Source organism: Telluria sp. PB2R4 (assembly GCF_059685695.1).
In genome coordinates, this window is the sequence record NZ_JCASIC010000009.1 from 165440 (window position 1) to 181315 (window position 15876).

General features: G+C 64.8%; 16 protein-coding genes. 4 read left to right on the plus strand and 12 right to left on the minus strand.

Annotation, left to right across the window (positions count from 1 at the left end):
- Positions 1-214 precede the first annotated feature (214 nt).
- The 3 genes from AC56LU_RS16220 to AC56LU_RS16230 all read left to right on the plus strand — a co-directional run bounded on the left by AC56LU_RS16220 (position 215) and on the right by AC56LU_RS16230 (position 3525).
- Positions 215-1507, plus strand: coding sequence for a tetratricopeptide repeat protein (locus AC56LU_RS16220; protein ID WP_497176646.1), 1293 nt, complete (start codon positions 215-217; stop codon positions 1505-1507).
- A gap of 190 nt (positions 1508-1697) precedes the next feature.
- A complete protein-coding gene (locus tag AC56LU_RS16225) occupies positions 1698-2768 on the plus strand; it encodes a flavodoxin family protein (RefSeq protein WP_497176647.1) in 1071 nt (356 codons plus the stop codon).
- A gap of 16 nt (positions 2769-2784) precedes the next feature.
- Complete coding sequence (locus AC56LU_RS16230) at positions 2785-3525, plus strand: GntR family transcriptional regulator (protein ID WP_497176648.1); 741 nt, start codon at positions 2785-2787, stop codon at positions 3523-3525.
- Positions 3526-3647: 122 nt separating this feature from the next.
- Here AC56LU_RS16230 and AC56LU_RS16235 read toward each other — a convergent pair whose 3' ends face one another.
- The 11 genes from AC56LU_RS16235 to AC56LU_RS16285 all read right to left on the minus strand — a co-directional run bounded on the left by AC56LU_RS16235 (position 3648) and on the right by AC56LU_RS16285 (position 13399).
- Complete coding sequence (locus tag AC56LU_RS16235; protein ID WP_497176649.1) at positions 3648-4439, minus strand: SDR family oxidoreductase; 792 nt, start codon at positions 4437-4439, stop codon at positions 3648-3650.
- Positions 4440-4534: 95 nt separating this feature from the next.
- Complete coding sequence (locus AC56LU_RS16240) at positions 4535-7300, minus strand: M16 family metallopeptidase (protein WP_497176650.1); 2766 nt, start codon at positions 7298-7300, stop codon at positions 4535-4537.
- A gap of 75 nt (positions 7301-7375) precedes the next feature.
- Entirely contained in the window at positions 7376-7825 is a 450-nt protein-coding gene (locus AC56LU_RS16245; protein ID WP_497176651.1) for a CBS domain-containing protein, read from the minus strand.
- Between the two features lie 95 nt (positions 7826-7920).
- Complete coding sequence (locus AC56LU_RS16250; RefSeq protein WP_497176652.1) at positions 7921-8271, minus strand: DUF3579 domain-containing protein; 351 nt, start codon at positions 8269-8271, stop codon at positions 7921-7923.
- A 104-nt stretch (positions 8272-8375) separates the two neighbouring features.
- A complete protein-coding gene (locus tag AC56LU_RS16255; RefSeq protein ID WP_497176653.1) occupies positions 8376-9335 on the minus strand; it encodes a CobD/CbiB family protein in 960 nt (319 codons plus the stop codon).
- Positions 9336-9598: 263 nt separating this feature from the next.
- A complete protein-coding gene (locus AC56LU_RS16260) occupies positions 9599-10267 on the minus strand; it encodes a CoA pyrophosphatase (protein WP_497176654.1) in 669 nt (222 codons plus the stop codon).
- 81 nt (positions 10268-10348) lie between these two features.
- Positions 10349-10735 (minus strand): 50S ribosomal protein L19, encoded by a 387-nt coding sequence (gene rplS / locus AC56LU_RS16265; protein WP_225240324.1) that lies wholly within the window; start codon positions 10733-10735, stop codon positions 10349-10351.
- A 118-nt stretch (positions 10736-10853) separates the two neighbouring features.
- A complete protein-coding gene (trmD, locus tag AC56LU_RS16270; RefSeq protein WP_497176655.1) occupies positions 10854-11615 on the minus strand; it encodes a tRNA (guanosine(37)-N1)-methyltransferase TrmD in 762 nt (253 codons plus the stop codon).
- A 35-nt stretch (positions 11616-11650) separates the two neighbouring features.
- Positions 11651-12190 carry a ribosome maturation factor RimM gene (gene rimM / locus AC56LU_RS16275; protein WP_497176656.1) on the minus strand — a complete coding sequence of 180 codons (540 nt, stop codon included), beginning with the start codon at positions 12188-12190 and terminating at the stop codon, positions 11651-11653.
- 40 nt (positions 12191-12230) lie between these two features.
- A complete protein-coding gene (gene rpsP, locus AC56LU_RS16280) occupies positions 12231-12479 on the minus strand; it encodes a 30S ribosomal protein S16 (RefSeq protein WP_036216003.1) in 249 nt (82 codons plus the stop codon).
- 167 nt (positions 12480-12646) lie between these two features.
- Complete coding sequence (locus AC56LU_RS16285; RefSeq protein ID WP_497176704.1) at positions 12647-13399, minus strand: AAA family ATPase; 753 nt, start codon at positions 13397-13399, stop codon at positions 12647-12649.
- 76 nt (positions 13400-13475) lie between these two features.
- On the opposite strand from AC56LU_RS16285, the gene AC56LU_RS16290 reads away from it, so the two are divergent.
- Positions 13476-13889, plus strand: a complete 414-nt coding sequence (locus AC56LU_RS16290) for an NINE protein (RefSeq protein WP_497176657.1) — start codon at positions 13476-13478, stop codon at positions 13887-13889.
- A gap of 120 nt (positions 13890-14009) precedes the next feature.
- Here the strand turns inward: AC56LU_RS16290 and AC56LU_RS16295 are convergent, their stop codons facing one another.
- Entirely contained in the window at positions 14010-15800 is a 1791-nt protein-coding gene (locus AC56LU_RS16295; protein ID WP_497176658.1) for an acyl-CoA dehydrogenase, read from the minus strand.
- Positions 15801-15876: the final 76 nt, after the last annotated feature.

Sequence of the window (15876 nt, forward strand, 5' to 3'; positions counted from 1 at the left end):
AATCTTAGCTCACCGCTTGCTTAAAAGCATGAGGTAACGCTATGTAACGACGCCCCCACTCCCGCGCACGCTAGGGCACAATTGCCGAGCCTGAAAACGGCAGATTTATGGGACAATGCACATTTTGCCGGGATAGCATTCTCGCTATATTGCAGGATATGCATGTCTCCACCATTATCGCTTTACCCCTATCGACTTGATTGAAGGATTTTTCATGGCCCAATTCCGTCTTGCCCGCCTCTGCCTGATGCTCGCCGCGATCGGCGTTTCCGCCCCGGCGCTGGTGTCCAGCGCCTATGCGCAGGAGAAGACTGATGCCGCGGCGGCTGCCGCCCAGGCGGCGGCAAAGGACACCGTCCGTCCGGACATGTACAAGTTGCTCGACCCGGCCGGCATCAAGCCGCTGATCGATGCGAAGAACTTTACTGAAGTGCAGAATCGCATCACGCAGGCAGAAGCGATGCCGAACCGCACCCCGTACGAAGACTACGTCATCAACCGCATGAAGCTGTCGCTGGCCCTGGGTTCGGAAAACAACGCCGCCGCCATGCCGGTCATGGAAGCGATCCTGGCCTCCGGCCGCCTGACCCCGGCCGAACAATTGACCTACTACCAGGCTCTGGGCGACGCCAACTTCAACGCCAAGAACTATGCCAAGGCCGTGGAGTGGTACACCCGCTTCCAGAAAGAAGGCGGCGATCCGGCCAAGGTGCGCACCGCCCTGTCGCGCGCCCAGGTCAACAGCGGTAACTTTGGCGGCGCCAAGGAACTGCTGCTGTCCAACATCAACGACGCCAAGAAGGCCGGCCAGAAGCCGAGCGAGAACGACCTGCGCCTGCTGGGCCAGGAAGCCAACAAGGCCAAGGACACCGAAGGCTACATGTTCGCGCTGGAGAACCTGGTCCAGTACTACCCGAACGACGACTTCTGGATCGACCTGCTCAACCGCGGCGTCGGCCGCAAGGCCGGTTTCGACGAAGCCACCTACGGCGCCGCCATGCTGCGCCTGGAAATGGCTGCCGTGAAGCAGATGCCGCCGGAGCACTACACCTACCTGGCGGAAGTCGCGCTGCGCGACGGCTTCCCGGCCGAAGCCAAGAGCGTGCTGGATGCTGGCTTCGCCGCCGGCGTCCTGGGCAAGGGCAGCGATGCCAAGACCCACACCGCGCTGCGCAGCAAGGCGACCAGGCAGGCCGCCGACGACGCCAAGACCATCGCCTCGGGCGAAGCGAGCGCGGCCAAGGCCAAGACCGGCGCCGGCCTCGTCAACCTGGGCTGGGCCTACGCCACCATGGACCAGGCCGACAAGGGCATCGGTTTCATCCAGCAGGGTATCGCCAAGGGCGGCCTGAAGGCGCCGGACGAAGCCAAGCTGCGCCTGGGCATGGCGCAGGTTCGCGCCGGCAAGAAGGCCGAAGCGATCCAGACCTTCCAGGGCATCACCGGCAAGGGCGGCGCCGCCGACCTGGCCAAGTACTGGGTGCTCCTGCTGCAACAGCAAGCCTGATACGCGGTTGCGGCCCGGGTTAGCCCGGTTGGCCGCTTCCCGCACACCGGACCGGGCCACGCGCCCGGTTTTTTTCGTCTCGCTTTTCGTTCACCTTTGTCCTGGCTTTTGCGGCGCTATGTGCGCGCGCGAACATTGGCGAGTCCTTGCAAGGCTGATAATTTCTTGCACAACGACGAAGGGAGGCGGCATGACAGAGGTACGCAAGGGACAGGCGCCAGCCAAGCTGGGACGCAACGAATTCCATCTCCGCTTCCGCCAGGCCTTCTTCGACCCCGCCTACGACGGCGTGGCGCGCGAACTGGACGCCATCGAGCAGGTCGCCTGGGAAGCGTATGACGAAGGCCGCAAGGCGCCGCGCACCGTCAAGGCCGGACCCGGCTTCGCCGACCCTGGCTACGACCTGTCGGTCGAGTGGAAGGAAACGCGCGACCGCCTCTTGGGGGCCGAGCAGCGCCAGAAGGACCCCGCCTCGCGCAACCGCGTCCTCCTGATCAACGGTTCCGCCCGCAACGACGGCACCTGCCCCGGCGAGATCTCCAAGAGCTGGCGCATGACCATGCTGGCGCGCGAGGTCCTGGAGGCCGAGGGCGTCGAGGTCGACGTGCTCGACCTGAGCCTGCTCACCTCCGACTACGACCGCCACATCCACCCGTGCAAGGGCTGCGTCTCGACCGCCATGCCGCTATGCCACTGGCCCTGCAGCTGCTACCCCAACCACGCCGAACGCCAGGTCAATGACTGGATGAACGAGATCTACGAGCGCTGGGTGCTGGCACACGGCGTCATCATCGTCACCCCGGTCTACTGGTACCAGTCGCCCAGCCCCCTCAAGCTCATGATCGACCGCCTGGTGTGCGCCGACGGCGGCAATCCCGACCCCACCTCTACCCACGGCAAGAAGGCCGAGCAGGCCAAGGAGATCGAGCTGGCCGGCTGGGATTATCCCAAGCATCTGGCGGGACGCGCCTTCGGACTGGTGGTGCACGGCGACGTGGCCGGCATCGAAGGCACGCGCCGTTCGCTGGCCGACTGGTTCGGCTGGATGGATTTCGTCGACGCCGGCAGCTTCGCCCAGCTCGACCGCTACATCGGCTACTACGAGTCCTATGCCGACAGCCACGCCACCCTCGACCGCGATACCGCGGTGCAGGAAGAAGTGCGCAACGTGGCGCGCGCGGTGGCCGGCGCGGTGCGCGAAATCCGCGCCGGTCGGGTCGCCGTGTCGCAGCACCGGCTCCGGGACCCGCGGCCCAAGTAGGCGCTAGAATGCGGGGATGAACGCACTTGCCGAATTGATGCAGTCTGCCGCCGCCGCTGGCGGCAAGCTCCCGCTGTACCAGCAATTGCAGCACGCTCTGCGCCGCGCCATCGACGAAGGCGCCTGGGGCGGCGCCGCGGCCCTGCCGGCGGAACGCCAACTGGCCTCGGCCCTCGGCATTTCCCGCATCACGGTGCGCAAGGCGATCGACGCGCTGGTCGAGGAAGGCCTGCTGGTGCGGCGCGCCGGCGCGGGCAACTTCATCAACACCCGCATCGAAAAGAACTTCGCCAAGCTCAGCTCTTTTTCCGAAGACATGCGGGCGCGCGGCCGCATTCCCCGCACCGAGTGGCTCAAGCGTTCGGAAGGCCTGGTGACGCCCGAGGAAGCGCTGCGCCTGCGGCTCTCGCCGGGCACGCCGGTCTACCGCTTCCACCGCATCCGCTATGCCGACGAGGTGCCGATGTGCCTCGAGTACGCGACCATCCCCGCCTTCGCCCTGACCGCGCTGGACGCGGTGGGCGATTCGATGTACGAGGCGCTGGCCGCCACCGGCAAGCGGCCGGTGCGCGCGCTGCAGCGGCTGTCGGCGCTGCTGCTGAACGCGGAACAGGCGCGGCAGCTAGCGGCGCGCGAAGGCGACGCGGGGCTGTGCGTGGAAAGGCTGGGATTTGCCCGCGATGGGCGGGCGGTGGAATTCTGCCGCTCTTATTTCAGGGGCGACATGTATGACTTCGTGGCGGAGCTGAACGCGTAGGGTGGGCGGGTCTCCCGCCCACGCGTTCAAACCAAGGTAATGCTGCTTGCGCGGCTACTCATATTCAAACTATCACCGCGTGGGCGGCATAGCCGCCCACCCTACGGACCCGGTTTGCCGGTTCAGATCGCCGTGAACCCGCCGTCCACCACCATCTCATGCCCATTGACGTAGGAAGCCTGCTCCGACGCCAGCCACAGCGCCGCATTCGCGATTTCCAGGGTCTCGGCAAAGCGGCCCATCGGATGCGCCGCCTTGAGCTTCTTCTCGCGCGACGGTTCGCGCTCGACCGCACGGGCCAGCATCGGGGTCTTGACGGCGCCCGGACACAGCGCGTTGATGCGGATGCCTTCGCGCGCGTATTCGGCGGCCGCGCTCTTGGTCAGGCCGACCACGGCGTGCTTGCTGGCCGCGTAGATCGCGCGGTTCGGCGCGCCCACCATGCCCGACACGCAGGACACGTTGACGATCGCCCCGCCGCCCTGGCTGAGCATCTGGCGCAGCTGGTACTTCATGCACAGCCACACGCTCTTGACGTTGGCGCCCATGATGCGGTCGAACTGCTCTTCGTTACCCTCGGCCAGCGTCGCGCACTCTTCGTCGACGGCGGCGTTGTTGACCGCGATGTCCAGGCGTCCGTAGTGGTTGATGGTCTTCTCGACCAGCGCCTCGACATCGCTCGACCGGGTGAGGTCGCTGCGCACGAACAACGCCTTGCCGCCGTTTTCCACGATCATCGCGGCGGTCGCATGGCCGCCGTCGACCGCGGTGTCGGCGACCACGACCTGGGCGCCGGCACGGCCGAAGGCCAGCGCCGTGGCGCGTCCGATACCGCTGGCCGCGCCGGTGACCAAGGCCACCTTGCCGGCGAACGGCAAGTCATTCGAAACGTGCGATTTTGATAGTGCTTTCATGATACCCCTGATGCTGTGCAATCAATGCTTCCCAAGGGCAACATTTTAACGCAGCATCCGGTGTCTTGTCACAATCGGGACAACAGTTGTTGCATCTAGGGTGCTTTCGCAGCAGCACCGGCCTTGCGCTGGTCCCCCGCCATCACCACCGACAGTTTGGAAGGATCGATCGCCTTGCGGAAGGCCGCGTTCAGCTGGGGCAGCGTGACCGCCATCAGCTTGTCTTCGAACTGGGCCGACCACTCGTAGGTGCGGCCGCGGTACAGGTAGGAAGTCCAGCCCGATGCCAGCGCGGCGTCGCTGGTACGGTTCTGCACGCGCTGCTGCATCAGGCCCGATTTCGCATCGGCCAGCTCCTGCGCCGTAAAGCCGTCCTTGACCGCGCGCTCCAGTTCGTCGCGTACCGCGGCGTCGAGCTTGCGCAGGTTCTGCGGCGCCGCGATGGCACTGATCGAGAAACCGCCGGCGCGGTCGAGGTCCCCGGCCGACAGGTCGGAGCCGCCGCCGTAGGACAGGCCCTCTTTCTGGCGGATGCGGTCCATCAGGCGCGATTTCAGGCCGCCCTCGCCGAAGATGTAATTGGCCAGCATCAGGGCCGGGTAGTCCGCGTCGTCGATGTTCAGGTCGAGGTTCATGCGCGCCAGGAAGAAACCGTTCTCCTTGTCCGGCGTATCCAGGGTCTTGTTCAATGGCCCCACCTCGGCATGCTTGCGCAGTACCGGCGCCACGTTGGCGGACGCCTTCCAATTGCCGAACAGGCTGTCGACCAGCGGCACGATCTCCTTCGGATCGAAGTCGCCGACGATCGCCATCTCGGCCGGACTGGCGTTGTAGTATGCGCGGTGGAAGGCGGTGACGTCTTCCAGGCGCGCGGCCTTGACGTCCTCGAGGTCTTCCTCGAGCGTGTTGGCATGGCGGATGTCGCCGCGCGGGTACTGGTTGAAGTGCGTGGACAGTGCGCGCGAGGCCACGCTCTGCGGTTCGGCGCGGCTGGCTTCCAGGCCGACCAGGATCTGCCGGCGCAGCTGCTCGAATTCCTGCGCCGGGAAGGCCGGCTCCTTCAGCACGTGGGCCGCCAGCTTGATGGCCTCCGCCAGATGCTCGCGCGTGGTCTGGAAGCTGGCCGGGCCGCCCGCCATCTTCAGCTTGTCGAAAGCGTCGGCCAGTTCGGCGCGGCTGTATTTCGCCGTGCCGCGCATCAGCATGGCGGAAGACAGGCTGGAGACCATGCCTTTGCCGAACAGGTTCTTCTCGTCGCCCAGGTGCTGGTAGAGGTGCACGGTGACGGTCTCGCCGCGGTTCTTCTTCGGCAGCAGCGCCAGCTTGACGCCACCGGCGGTCGTGAGCGTGGTGCGCTTCATGATGTTGGCCTGGCTCGGCTCGAAGTCCTCGGACACCAGGCTCGATGCGGACGGCTTGTAGTCCTTCATCACGGTCTCGACGCTGGGCGCTGCCGGGATCGCCGCCCGCACCGGTGCTTCTTCGGGCACGAAGGTGCCGCTGACGCGGTTGCTGCGCACGAAGTAGCGGCCCGCGCTGGCGGCCACCTGCTCGCCCTGGACTTCCTTGATGCGCTCGCGGCCCAGGAAGTACAGGCGCCAGTCGCCGAGCGCGATGGCTTCCGACAGCGCCACGCCGAAGCCCTGGGCGTCGTTCAGGCTGCGTTCGATGGTATTGAGCCAGCCGCGGCGCACGCGCTCCATTTCCTCGCCGGTGGGCGGACGCCTGGCGAAGCCCTCCACGGCTTCGGTGAGCGCTTCGCGCACCGGTTCGATCGGCTCGCCCTTCTTCACCACCGCGCCGTAGAATTGCAGGCCGGGCGCGTAGCCGGTCTGGCCGAAGCTGAACACCTGGCTGGCCTTGCCGGTTTCCACCAGCAGCTTGTGCAGGCGGCCGTTGGGCGCGTCGCCCAGGATCTCGGAGGCGAAGCCGAGCGCTTCGGCGTCGTCCTGCAGGTCGGACGGGATCTTGTAGCCGACCGCGACGATCTGTACGTCGCCCTGGCGCCGCACGGCGAAGCTGCGCTCGCCGTCCTGGGTCGGCTCGACGGTCCAGAACTGCGGCAGCGCGCGCTTCGGTTTCGGGATCGCGCCGAACAGGCGCTTGATCGTGGCCAGCGTGGCATCCGGGTCGAACTTGCCGGCCACCAGCAGCACCGCGTTGTCGGGCTGGTAATACGTCCGGTAGAAGGCCTGCAGGTTGGCGATCTTCACGTTCTCGATGTCGCTGCGGTTGCCGATGGTCGAGCGGCCGTAGCTGTGCCAGTCGTAGGCGACGCTCTGCATGCGCTTGAACAGCACCTGGCCGGGCGAGTTCTCGCCGCTCTCGAACTCGTTGCGCACGACCGTCATTTCCGAGGCGAGATCCTTCTGCGCCACCGGCGAGTTGACCATCCGGTCGGCTTCCATCTGCAGCGCCCAGTTCAGGTTGTCCGGGGATGCCTGGAACACCTCGTAGTAATTGGTGCGGTCGAGCGACGTGGTGCCGTTGAAATCCATGCCGCGACGCGCGAACTGGCCGGTGATGTCGGGATTCTTCTCCGTGCCCTTGAACAGCAGGTGTTCGAGCAGGTGGGCCATGCCGGTTTCGCCGTAGTTCTCGTGGCGCGAGCCCACCAGGTAGGTGACGTTCACGGTCACGGTCGGGCGCGAGGCGTCGGGAAACAGCAGCACCTTCAGGCCGTTGGCCAGGCGGTATTCAGTGATGCCCTCGGCCGAGGGGCCCAGGGTGACGCCCTTGGGCAAGGACGCGCTCTTCGGCGCCGTCGCCTCCTTCTGCGCTGCCGCCGGCGCCGGTGCGCTCCAGGCGGCGCTGGCCATCACGAAGCAGAGGCTTCCTGCGAATATGATCTTCTTGTCCATGGTGTCCTGTCATATTGGCAGGACTTTCCATCCTGCATGTTAGTGAACAATGCAGGATGGTAACAGAGGGGCTAGTTACTGGCGGGCCCGGCGTTCATGCGCTTGTTGATATGGGCTAATGCGAGACAATTCTCCCATCTCCTCGGCCAGGAATTCGAGTAGATCGTCGGCGCTGACGATACCGGCCAGGCTGCCGGCCGCATCGATGACGGGCACGCGGCGGATGCCGCGCAGGCGCATGCGCTCGATGGTCTCGTAGACGTCGTCGGTCTCGCGCGCCGTGAGCAAGTCGTCGGCCATGATGTCGCCGACCTGCAGGCTGGCCGGGTCGAGGCCGGGAGCGATGACGGACACCACGATGTCGCGGTCGGTCAGGATGCCGACCGGGACGTTGGCGCCGTCGAACTGCTCGACGACAATGATGTCGCCCACGTGCAGGCGGCGCATCATGAGGGCCGCGCCCTGCACGGTTTCGTCGCGGGCGCAGTGGGCGGCTGCGCTGGTGCAGATATCGCGGATGTGCATGGTATCCCCCTATTCAATGCTGGGGCCTGCGGGCCCCAAATGACACTGGCGCTATGACTTTCATCATAGCGCCAGTTCCTGAATCCGGAAGGGTCTTATACCGCGGCCTTCTTCTCGTCCGGCGGCGGCACGAAGCAGGCGTCCGCCACCTGCAAATCGTTATCCTTGGCAAAGTTCAGCACGAAGTGGTAGGCCAGGGGCTCGATCTTCTGCAGCTCGCGGCTGACGACCACGGCCTTCACGCCATTGACGTTGGTCGGGTGGACCCAGGGAGAGAACTGCAGGTGGGAATCGCGGCCGGCGGCGCCGGGCGCGAAGCACGACATGACCCCGCACAGGCGCTCGGCCCAGTCGCTGGGACGGAACTGCCTGCCGGTGCTGGTAATGCCCAGGATAAAAAACTCGTCCTTGAGTGTCGACTCCGGGGTCTGCGGTAACTCGGCCATAGTGCTGCTTGCTGAAACAAGGATACTGCGTGGATGAGAACAACCTCAGCGCAGTATTATATCTTATAGAAGACTGCCGGACGAGACCTGCCGTGCGATATGCCTTAGCCGAGCCACACCACGCTCGACAGCAGGAGCAGCAGGATCATCCACAGGATCAGCGCCCGCCACACCAGCCCGACCGTGCTCTGCATCGCGCGCAGGTTCGGTTCCTCGCCCGGCAGCACCTCGGATTCGCTGTCGCCCAGGTCGACCGTGGCGGCATCCGGCGGCAGCAGCCGGGGGGCATTCTCGTTCGGCGTCCCCAGGCGCACCCCCATCGCTCCGCCGCCCGCGGCCAGGATGATGCCCTTCGATTCGTCGGCCCAGCGGCCGGCGAAATTACGCCAGGCGTAGATCGCGTCTTCAAAATTGCCGACCACGGCAAAGGCCACCGCCGTCAGGCGCACCGGGAGCCAGTCGATCCAGTAAAAGGCCTTGGCGGCGAACTGGCCGAAGGCCTCGTTGCGCATGTGATCGGGTTCGTTCCAGGCGCGCGCCAGGTATTCCGACACGCGGTACATCACCGCGCCCGCTGGCCCGAGTGGCATCAGGAACCAGAAGAATACGCCGAATACGTTGCGGTGCGTCGTCACCAGCGATTTTTCGACCGCCAGGCGGGTGATTTCGGTGCTGTCCATGCCCACCGTGTCGATCCGGGCCCACTCGGCCAGCAGCTGGCGCGCGGTGGCGTCGTCGCCCTGGTTCAGGGCCAGCTGGATCGAGGTGAAATAGTGGCTGTAATGGCGGAAACCCAGCGTCAGGTAGACGATCAGCACGTTCCACGCGAAGGCCAGCAGCACCAGGTTGTAGCGCATGAACACCCAGTAGACGAGCCAGGTCGGCAGCATCAGCGCCAGCATCATCAGGATCCAGCCCATGCGGCCATTCTTCTGCTCGCCCGCATTGAACCAGCCCTCGATGCGCATCGCGAACCCCTTGATGCCACCATAGACCTGGTTGTCGGCGCGCAGCGGCTTGAGCTGCTCGATGATCAGCGCGACGAGGATGGAGAAAAATGTCATTCAGGAATCCTTTTTTGTTCTGGCAATACCATGCTGCCGCTACGATAGCGGAGAAGTGGGCTGGAATCAAATCGGGAAAGTGATTTGGTCCGGTGGACCAAATCACGGGCAGCTCGGGTTCATAGGGTGGGTGGGTCTCCCGCCCGCACGGTGATAGTCGGTGGTGGCGCAGTCGTATCGGCTAAGCCTGCACCGTTTGAACGCGTGGGGTGATTCGGTCCAGTGGACCGAATCACGAGCCGCCCACCCTACGATCGTTACTCTCAGGCACGCAGGAAGTGGTAGAGGTTGCGCAGCATCGCCGCCGTCGCCCCCCAGATGAAATAATCCTGGTAAGGCATCGCATAGAAGCTGCGCGTGCCCTTCCCCTCCGGCAGCGCCAGCGAACGGCGCTGGTGGTTGGCGCCCGACATCAGGAAGCTGAGGGGCACCTCGAAAATATCCGCCACCTCGCCCGGATCGGCATTGAGCGCGAACGGCGGCGTCACGATCGCCACCACCGGCGTGACGCGGTAGGCGCTGATGGTGACGTGCTCGGGCAGCACGCCGACGATCTCGACGTGGCGGCGGTGCAGCCCGATCTCCTCTTCGGTCTCGCGCAGCGCGGTTTCGATTGGCGAGGAATCGAGCTCTTCGGCGCGGCCGCCGGGAAAACTGACCTGGCCGGCATGGCTGCTCAGGTGGTCGGTGCGCTTGGTCAGCAGCACGGTCAGGCCTGCGGGACGCTCGACCAGCGCCACCAGCACGGCGGCGCGGCGCAGGCGCAGCGCGGGCGCGAGCAGTGCCTCATCGGAAGCTTCCGGGTCCCACGGCAGCGTGCGCGCAAAACGGGCGCGCACCGCCTCCACGCTCAGCACCTCGGGGGCGAGCGGCGCTTCACCGGCAAGGCCTTCGACAGGCATTGCTGTGGGATCGAACAGGACGTTGGTCAATTACATTCCTAAAAGCAAAAACTCGCGCGCATAAAGAAAAAGGCATCCTTGCGGATGCCTTTTTCCAAGACACAGACGCTATTACTCAGCTGCTGCTGCAGTCTTGACTTTACGCTGTGGCAGCTTTTCTTTGATACGTGCCGACTTGCCCGAACGCTCGCGCAGGTAGTACAGCTTGGCACGACGCACGTCACCACGACGCTTCACTTCGATCGAAGCGATCAGCGGCGAATACAGCTGGAAAGTACGCTCGACGCCTTCGCCCGACGAGATCTTGCGAACGATGAAGTTCGAGTTCAGGCCGCGGTTACGACGCGAGATGACGACGCCTTCGTATGCCTGGGCGCGCTTGCGGTTGCCTTCGACGACGTTGACGCTGACAACCACGGTGTCGCCCGGTGCGAAATCAGGGATGCTGCGGCCGAGGCGCGCAATTTCTTCTTGCTCGAGTTGCTGGATCAGATCCATTTTTATTGCTCCAAAAACCATCTTGCCGGCGCTGTACAGCTTGCCCGGTAGAGGATGGGGTTGAACATGCGGGCAACATGCCCGCCGTTACATGTACCGAGGTATTCCCCGTACATTCCTACTCGGCAGGCTTATCCAGCTCTGCCAGAAACTTTTCATCGGCCTTCGTCAACTGGCCGGCGGCACGCGCACGCTCCAGCTGGTCCGGCCGTTTCTTCAAGGTCGCCTCCAGCATGCGCTGGCGGCGCCACTTCATGATCTCGGCGTGGTTGCCGCCCATGAGCACTGGCGGCACCGCGTCGCCTTCGTAGACTTCCGGACGCGTGTAGTGCGGCGAATCGAGCAGACCGTTGACGAAACTGTCTTCGACTGCCGATGCTTCGTCGCCCAGCACGCCGGGCAGCAAGCGCACCACCGCATCCATCAGCGCCATCGCCGGCAATTCGCCGCCCGAGAGCACGAAGTCGCCCAGCGAGATTTCCTCGTCGACGCAGCGGTCCAGCAAACGCTGGTCCACGCCTTCGTAGCGTCCGCACAGCACGACCAGTCCCGGCTCGTCCTTCAGCGCCACCACGCGTTCGTGGGTCAGCGGCTTGCCCTGCGGCGACATGAACACCACGCGCGGCGCCGGCAAGCCCAGCTCGACCTGGCGCGCCTTCGCAGCGGCGAGCGCGGCTTCAAGCGGCTTGGCCAGCATCACCATCCCGGGGCCGCCGCCGTAAGGGCGGTCATCCACGGTGCGGTGGCGGTCTTGCGTGAAATCGCGCGGGTTCCAGATCTTGAGGCCCCAGCGTCCCTGCTCGATGCCGCGCCGGGTCACACCGGACTCCGTCAAGGCTGCGAACATTTCCGGAAACAAGCTCACGACGTCAAACTGCATCGGGACCCCGCTTCACATCGGCGCTGCTACGCAGGTCAATAATCCAGACCCCAGTCCAGGGTAATCCGTTTCGCGCCGAGATCGACGTTCTTGACGAACTGGTCGACGAACGGCACGAGGCGCTCCGACACTTTCGCGTCTGGAGCACCGGTATCTTCGGATGCCGCCGGCGTGATCCTGAGGATCGACTGCGCGCCGTTGTGCATCATGTCGGTCACCTTGCCGAGGGCTTCGCCTTCGAGGTTGACCACATCCAGCCCGATCAGGTCGGACCAGTAGAATTCGTCTTCTTCGAGTTTCGGGAACTCGCTGCGCGATACCGAGACCGCGGCGCCCTTGAGCGCTTCGGCGTCGTTGCGATCGCGCATGCCGACCAGGGTGGCGACCACGTCGCCGCCATGCATCTTTGCCGTGCGTACCGAAACGGGACGCAGGGCCGGCTTGTCGAACCACCAGGTCTTGACGCTCAGCAGCGCGTCGGCATCCACCGAGAACGGGGTAACGCGAAGTCCACCCACGATCCCGAATGCGCCGGACACATAACCGACCTGAACCAGGTCGTCGGGGACTTGCACCCCGGATGCTGCCGAATCGGTCAAACCTGGAATGCCCTACTTAGGCTGCAGGCTGCTGGTTAGCAACCAGGCGAGCGACGGTCGGCGACAGTTGCGCGCCAACGCCTTGCCAGTGAGCCAGACGGTCAGCAGCAATACGCAGGCCGACTTCAGCGCCCGACGCCATCGGGTTGTAGAAACCGATGCGCTCGATGAAACGGCCATCGCGACGGTTGCGCGAATCGGTTGCAACGATGTTGTAGAACGGGCGCTTTTTTGCGCCGCCACGAGCCAAACGGATAACGACCATAATATTTCCAAAAAGTTGTATTGGACGGAGAAAGCCGACGATTATAGCGCGCATGCCTAGATAGGGGCAAGCGGTAATAGCAACACGGCGGACACGCTTCGTGCAGTTCGGCCAAACGCGCATTATCGCTTATTTTTCGCGACAAGGCCACCGTTGGCCTTTGCCGGCTACGCTTCCCCCATCAGGATGCGCAGCATACGTGCCGGATTGGCAAGGAAGTCGCGGGTGACGCGGTAGTGTTCCGTTTCTTCGTAGGCAATCTCGCGAACACCGTGCTCGCCGCATTCGTAGATGAGGGCGTTCGGGTAGGCCATCAGGATGGGCGAGTGGGTGGCGATGACGAACTGGCAGCGCTGGCCGACCAGGTCGTGCAGGCGGCTCAGCAGGGCAAGCTGGCGCTGGGGCGACAGCGCGGCCTCGGGCTCGTCCAGTGCGTAGAAGCTGTCCTTGCCGAAGCGATTCATGAACAGGCTCAGGAAGGCCTCGCCGTGCGACTGGTCGTGCAGCGACCTGCCGCCGCCATAGGACATCATCAATCTCCCGTTCGGCACCTCATCCAAGCGCTCGATCTCGGTGCTGACGTTATAGAAGCTCTCCGCGCGCAGGAAGAAGCCGTCGCGTGGCCGCTCGATGCCGCGCACGAAGCGCAAGTGCTCATGCAGGTTCGAATGCGATGCGCGCGTGGCGAAGTTGAAGTTGCGGCTGCCGCCTTCGGCATTGAAGCCCATGCCGACCGCGATCGCCTCGAGCAACGTCGACTTGCCCGAGCCGTTCTCGCCGACCAGGAAGGTGACATTCGGATGCAGCGGCAGGCGTGCGAGCGAACGGATTGCCGGCAAGGTAAACGGAAACACCGGCGGCTCGATCGGCGCGCCCGGCTTGAGCTGGACTTCGGCGAGGTAGGAGCGCGTCTCGAGCATCGTGGCTTCACGCAATGCGTGCCTTCCTTGTCAATTTGCACCATACTCCTGCTTTCCTGAACTTTTGGCAACGCTCATGGCTGTCCGGCACAAGAACAAGACCTTTGCAACCCTGCTCGCCCTGCTGCTCGGCGGCGTCGGCGCCCACCGTTTCTACCTGAAGGGCGCCACCGACCGCCTTGGCCTGCTGCACCTGTGCGCCCTGCCCGTCACCGGCATCCTGTACGGCGCGGTGCAGCCCCATCCCTTCTACGTGCTGCTGCCACTGCTGTTGTCATATATTGCAGGCTTCATCGAAGGGCTGGTGCTCGGGCTTACGCCGGACGAAGCCTGGGATGCGCAGCACAACAAGGGCAGCGGCAAGCACTCGCGCTCGAACTGGCTGCTGGCGCTGCTGCTGGTGCTGATTTTGGGAGTGGGAGCGATCGTGCTGATCGGGACGATCGCCCGGGTGTTCGACTTGCTGTACACGGGCGGCTCCTACGGCTGACGTGCCGCGGCCCGCGTACGGCTGCTGCAAACATTATTTGCATCGCGAAGCCTGCATGCAAATAATGTTTGCATTAAAAAAGCGGCCCGCAGGCCGCTTCCCAAGACAGCCGGGGCGCTGTCAGAACTGATCGACTTCCAGCGCCAGCACGCCCGGCGCGCCTTCGACGATGGCGGTGCACAGGCCAGGTGCGCTCGAGAGCACGTGATCGGCGAAGAAGCGCGCGGTGGCGATCTTGGCGCGCAGGAAGGACACATCGCCCTCGCCTGCCGCCAGCTTCGATTGCGCCACCAGGGCCGCACGCGCCATCTGCCAGCCACCCAGCACGATGCCGGCCAGCTTCAGGTACAGCACACTGCCCGCGAACACGGCGCGCACGTTCGATTTGGCGTTGGCCACGACGAAGTCCACCACCTGTTCCAGCGCCGTGGAACCCAGCGCCAGCTGGCGGCGGATCGCCGCAAATTCCTCACCTTGCAGCTCACCCAGTTGCGCTTCGACCGCGCGCACCTGCTCGATCAGCGACCTGGCCACGGCGCCGCCGTCACGCACGGTCTTGCGGCCGACCAGGTCGTTGGCCTGGATCGCGGTGGTGCCTTCGTAGATGGTCAGGATCTTGGCGTCGCGGTAATGCTGGGCCGCGCCGGTCTCTTCGATGAAACCCATGCCGCCATGCACCTGCACGCCGTCGCGCGCCACGTTCTCGCTCATCTCGGTCGACCAGCCCTTGATGATCGGGACCAGGTACTCGTACACGGCAAGGTTCGCCTTGCGGGTCGCCTCGTCGGGGTGGCTGTGCGCCAGGTCGGACAAAGCCGCGCCGACGTAGGCCAGCGCGCGCGCCGCCTCGGTCTGCGAGCGCATCGACATCAGCATGCGGCGCACGTCCGGATGGTGGATGATGGCCACCGGGCCAGGCGAACCGGCCACTTCGCGCGACTGCACGCGGTCCTTGGCGAAGGCCACTGCCTGCTGGTAGGCGCGGTCGGCCAGGCCGACGCCCTGCATGCCGACGCCGAAGCGGGCCGCGTTCATCATGATGAACATGTACTCGAGGCCGCGGTTCTCTTCGCCCACCAGGGTGCCGATGGCGCCGCCGTGGTCGCCGAACTGCAGCACGGCGGTCGGCGATGCCTTGATGCCCAGCTTGTGCTCGATCGAGACGCAGTGCGCATCGTTGCGCGCGCCCAGCGAGCCGTCGGCATTGACCAGGAACTTCGGCACGATGAACAGCGAGATGCCCTTCACGCCCGCTGGAGCGTCCGGGGTGCGCGCCAGCACGAGGTGGACGATGTTCTCCGCCATGTCGTGCTCGCCGTAGGTGATGAAGATCTTGGTGCCGAAGACCTTGAACGTACCGTCGCCCTGCGGCTCGGCGCGGGTGCGCACGGCGGCCAGGTCGGAACCGGCCTGCGGCTCGGTCAGGTTCATAGTGCCGGTCCACTTGCCGCTGATGAGCGGCTCGAGGAACAGCTTTTTCTGCTCATCGGAACCGGCCGTCAGCAGCGCCTCGATGGCGCCGTCGGTCAGCAGCGGGGCCAGCGCGAACGACAGGTTGGCCGCATGCAGCATCTCGATGCATGGCGTGGCAACCAGCTTCGGCAGGCCCTGGCCGCCGAATTCGCTCGGGTGCTGGATGCCCTGCCAGCCGCCTTCGCCAAAGGCGCGAAAAGCTTCCTTGAAACCCTTCGAGGTGGTGACGCTGCCGTCGCGCCAGAAGCTCGGCTCCTTGTCGCCCGCATGGTTCAGCGGGGCGATGACTTCGCCACAGAACTTCGCGCTCTCTTCGAGCACGGCATCCACGGTGTCCGGGGTCGCGTCTTCGCAGCCCGGCAGTTGGTTGACTTCAAGCAGGTTGGCCAGTTCGTTCAGCACGAACTGCATGTCTTTCAGCGGGGCTTGGTAGCTCACCTTTGTCTCCTGATGTGAAAACGCCGTTCCGGCGCGCCGGATAGGCACGCGGGAACGACGGTAGATCGGCTAAGGG

What these genes read in the sequence shown, in the direction of transcription:
- trmD (WP_497176655.1), bottom strand. Translation starts at nt 11,615, where the DNA reads ATGCAGTTTGACGTCGTGAGCTTGTTTCCGGAAATGTTCGCAGCCTTG.
- AC56LU_RS16285 (WP_497176704.1), bottom strand. Translation starts at nt 13,399, where the DNA reads ATGCTCGAGACGCGCTCCTACCTCGCCGAAGTCCAGCTCAAGCCGGGC.
- AC56LU_RS16290 (WP_497176657.1), top strand. Translation starts at nt 13,476, where the DNA reads ATGGCTGTCCGGCACAAGAACAAGACCTTTGCAACCCTGCTCGCCCTG.
- AC56LU_RS16255 (WP_497176653.1), bottom strand. Translation starts at nt 9,335, where the DNA reads ATGACATTTTTCTCCATCCTCGTCGCGCTGATCATCGAGCAGCTCAAG.
- AC56LU_RS16240 (WP_497176650.1), bottom strand. Translation starts at nt 7,300, where the DNA reads ATGGACAAGAAGATCATATTCGCAGGAAGCCTCTGCTTCGTGATGGCC.
- AC56LU_RS16235 (WP_497176649.1), bottom strand. Translation starts at nt 4,439, where the DNA reads ATGAAAGCACTATCAAAATCGCACGTTTCGAATGACTTGCCGTTCGCC.
- AC56LU_RS16245 (WP_497176651.1), bottom strand. Translation starts at nt 7,825, where the DNA reads ATGCACATCCGCGATATCTGCACCAGCGCAGCCGCCCACTGCGCCCGC.
- AC56LU_RS16225 (WP_497176647.1), top strand. Translation starts at nt 1,698, where the DNA reads ATGACAGAGGTACGCAAGGGACAGGCGCCAGCCAAGCTGGGACGCAAC.
- AC56LU_RS16250 (WP_497176652.1), bottom strand. Translation starts at nt 8,271, where the DNA reads ATGGCCGAGTTACCGCAGACCCCGGAGTCGACACTCAAGGACGAGTTT.
- rplS (WP_225240324.1), bottom strand. Translation starts at nt 10,735, where the DNA reads ATGGATCTGATCCAGCAACTCGAGCAAGAAGAAATTGCGCGCCTCGGC.
- rpsP (WP_036216003.1), bottom strand. Translation starts at nt 12,479, where the DNA reads ATGGTCGTTATCCGTTTGGCTCGTGGCGGCGCAAAAAAGCGCCCGTTC.
- AC56LU_RS16230 (WP_497176648.1), top strand. Translation starts at nt 2,785, where the DNA reads ATGAACGCACTTGCCGAATTGATGCAGTCTGCCGCCGCCGCTGGCGGC.
- AC56LU_RS16220 (WP_497176646.1), top strand. Translation starts at nt 215, where the DNA reads ATGGCCCAATTCCGTCTTGCCCGCCTCTGCCTGATGCTCGCCGCGATC.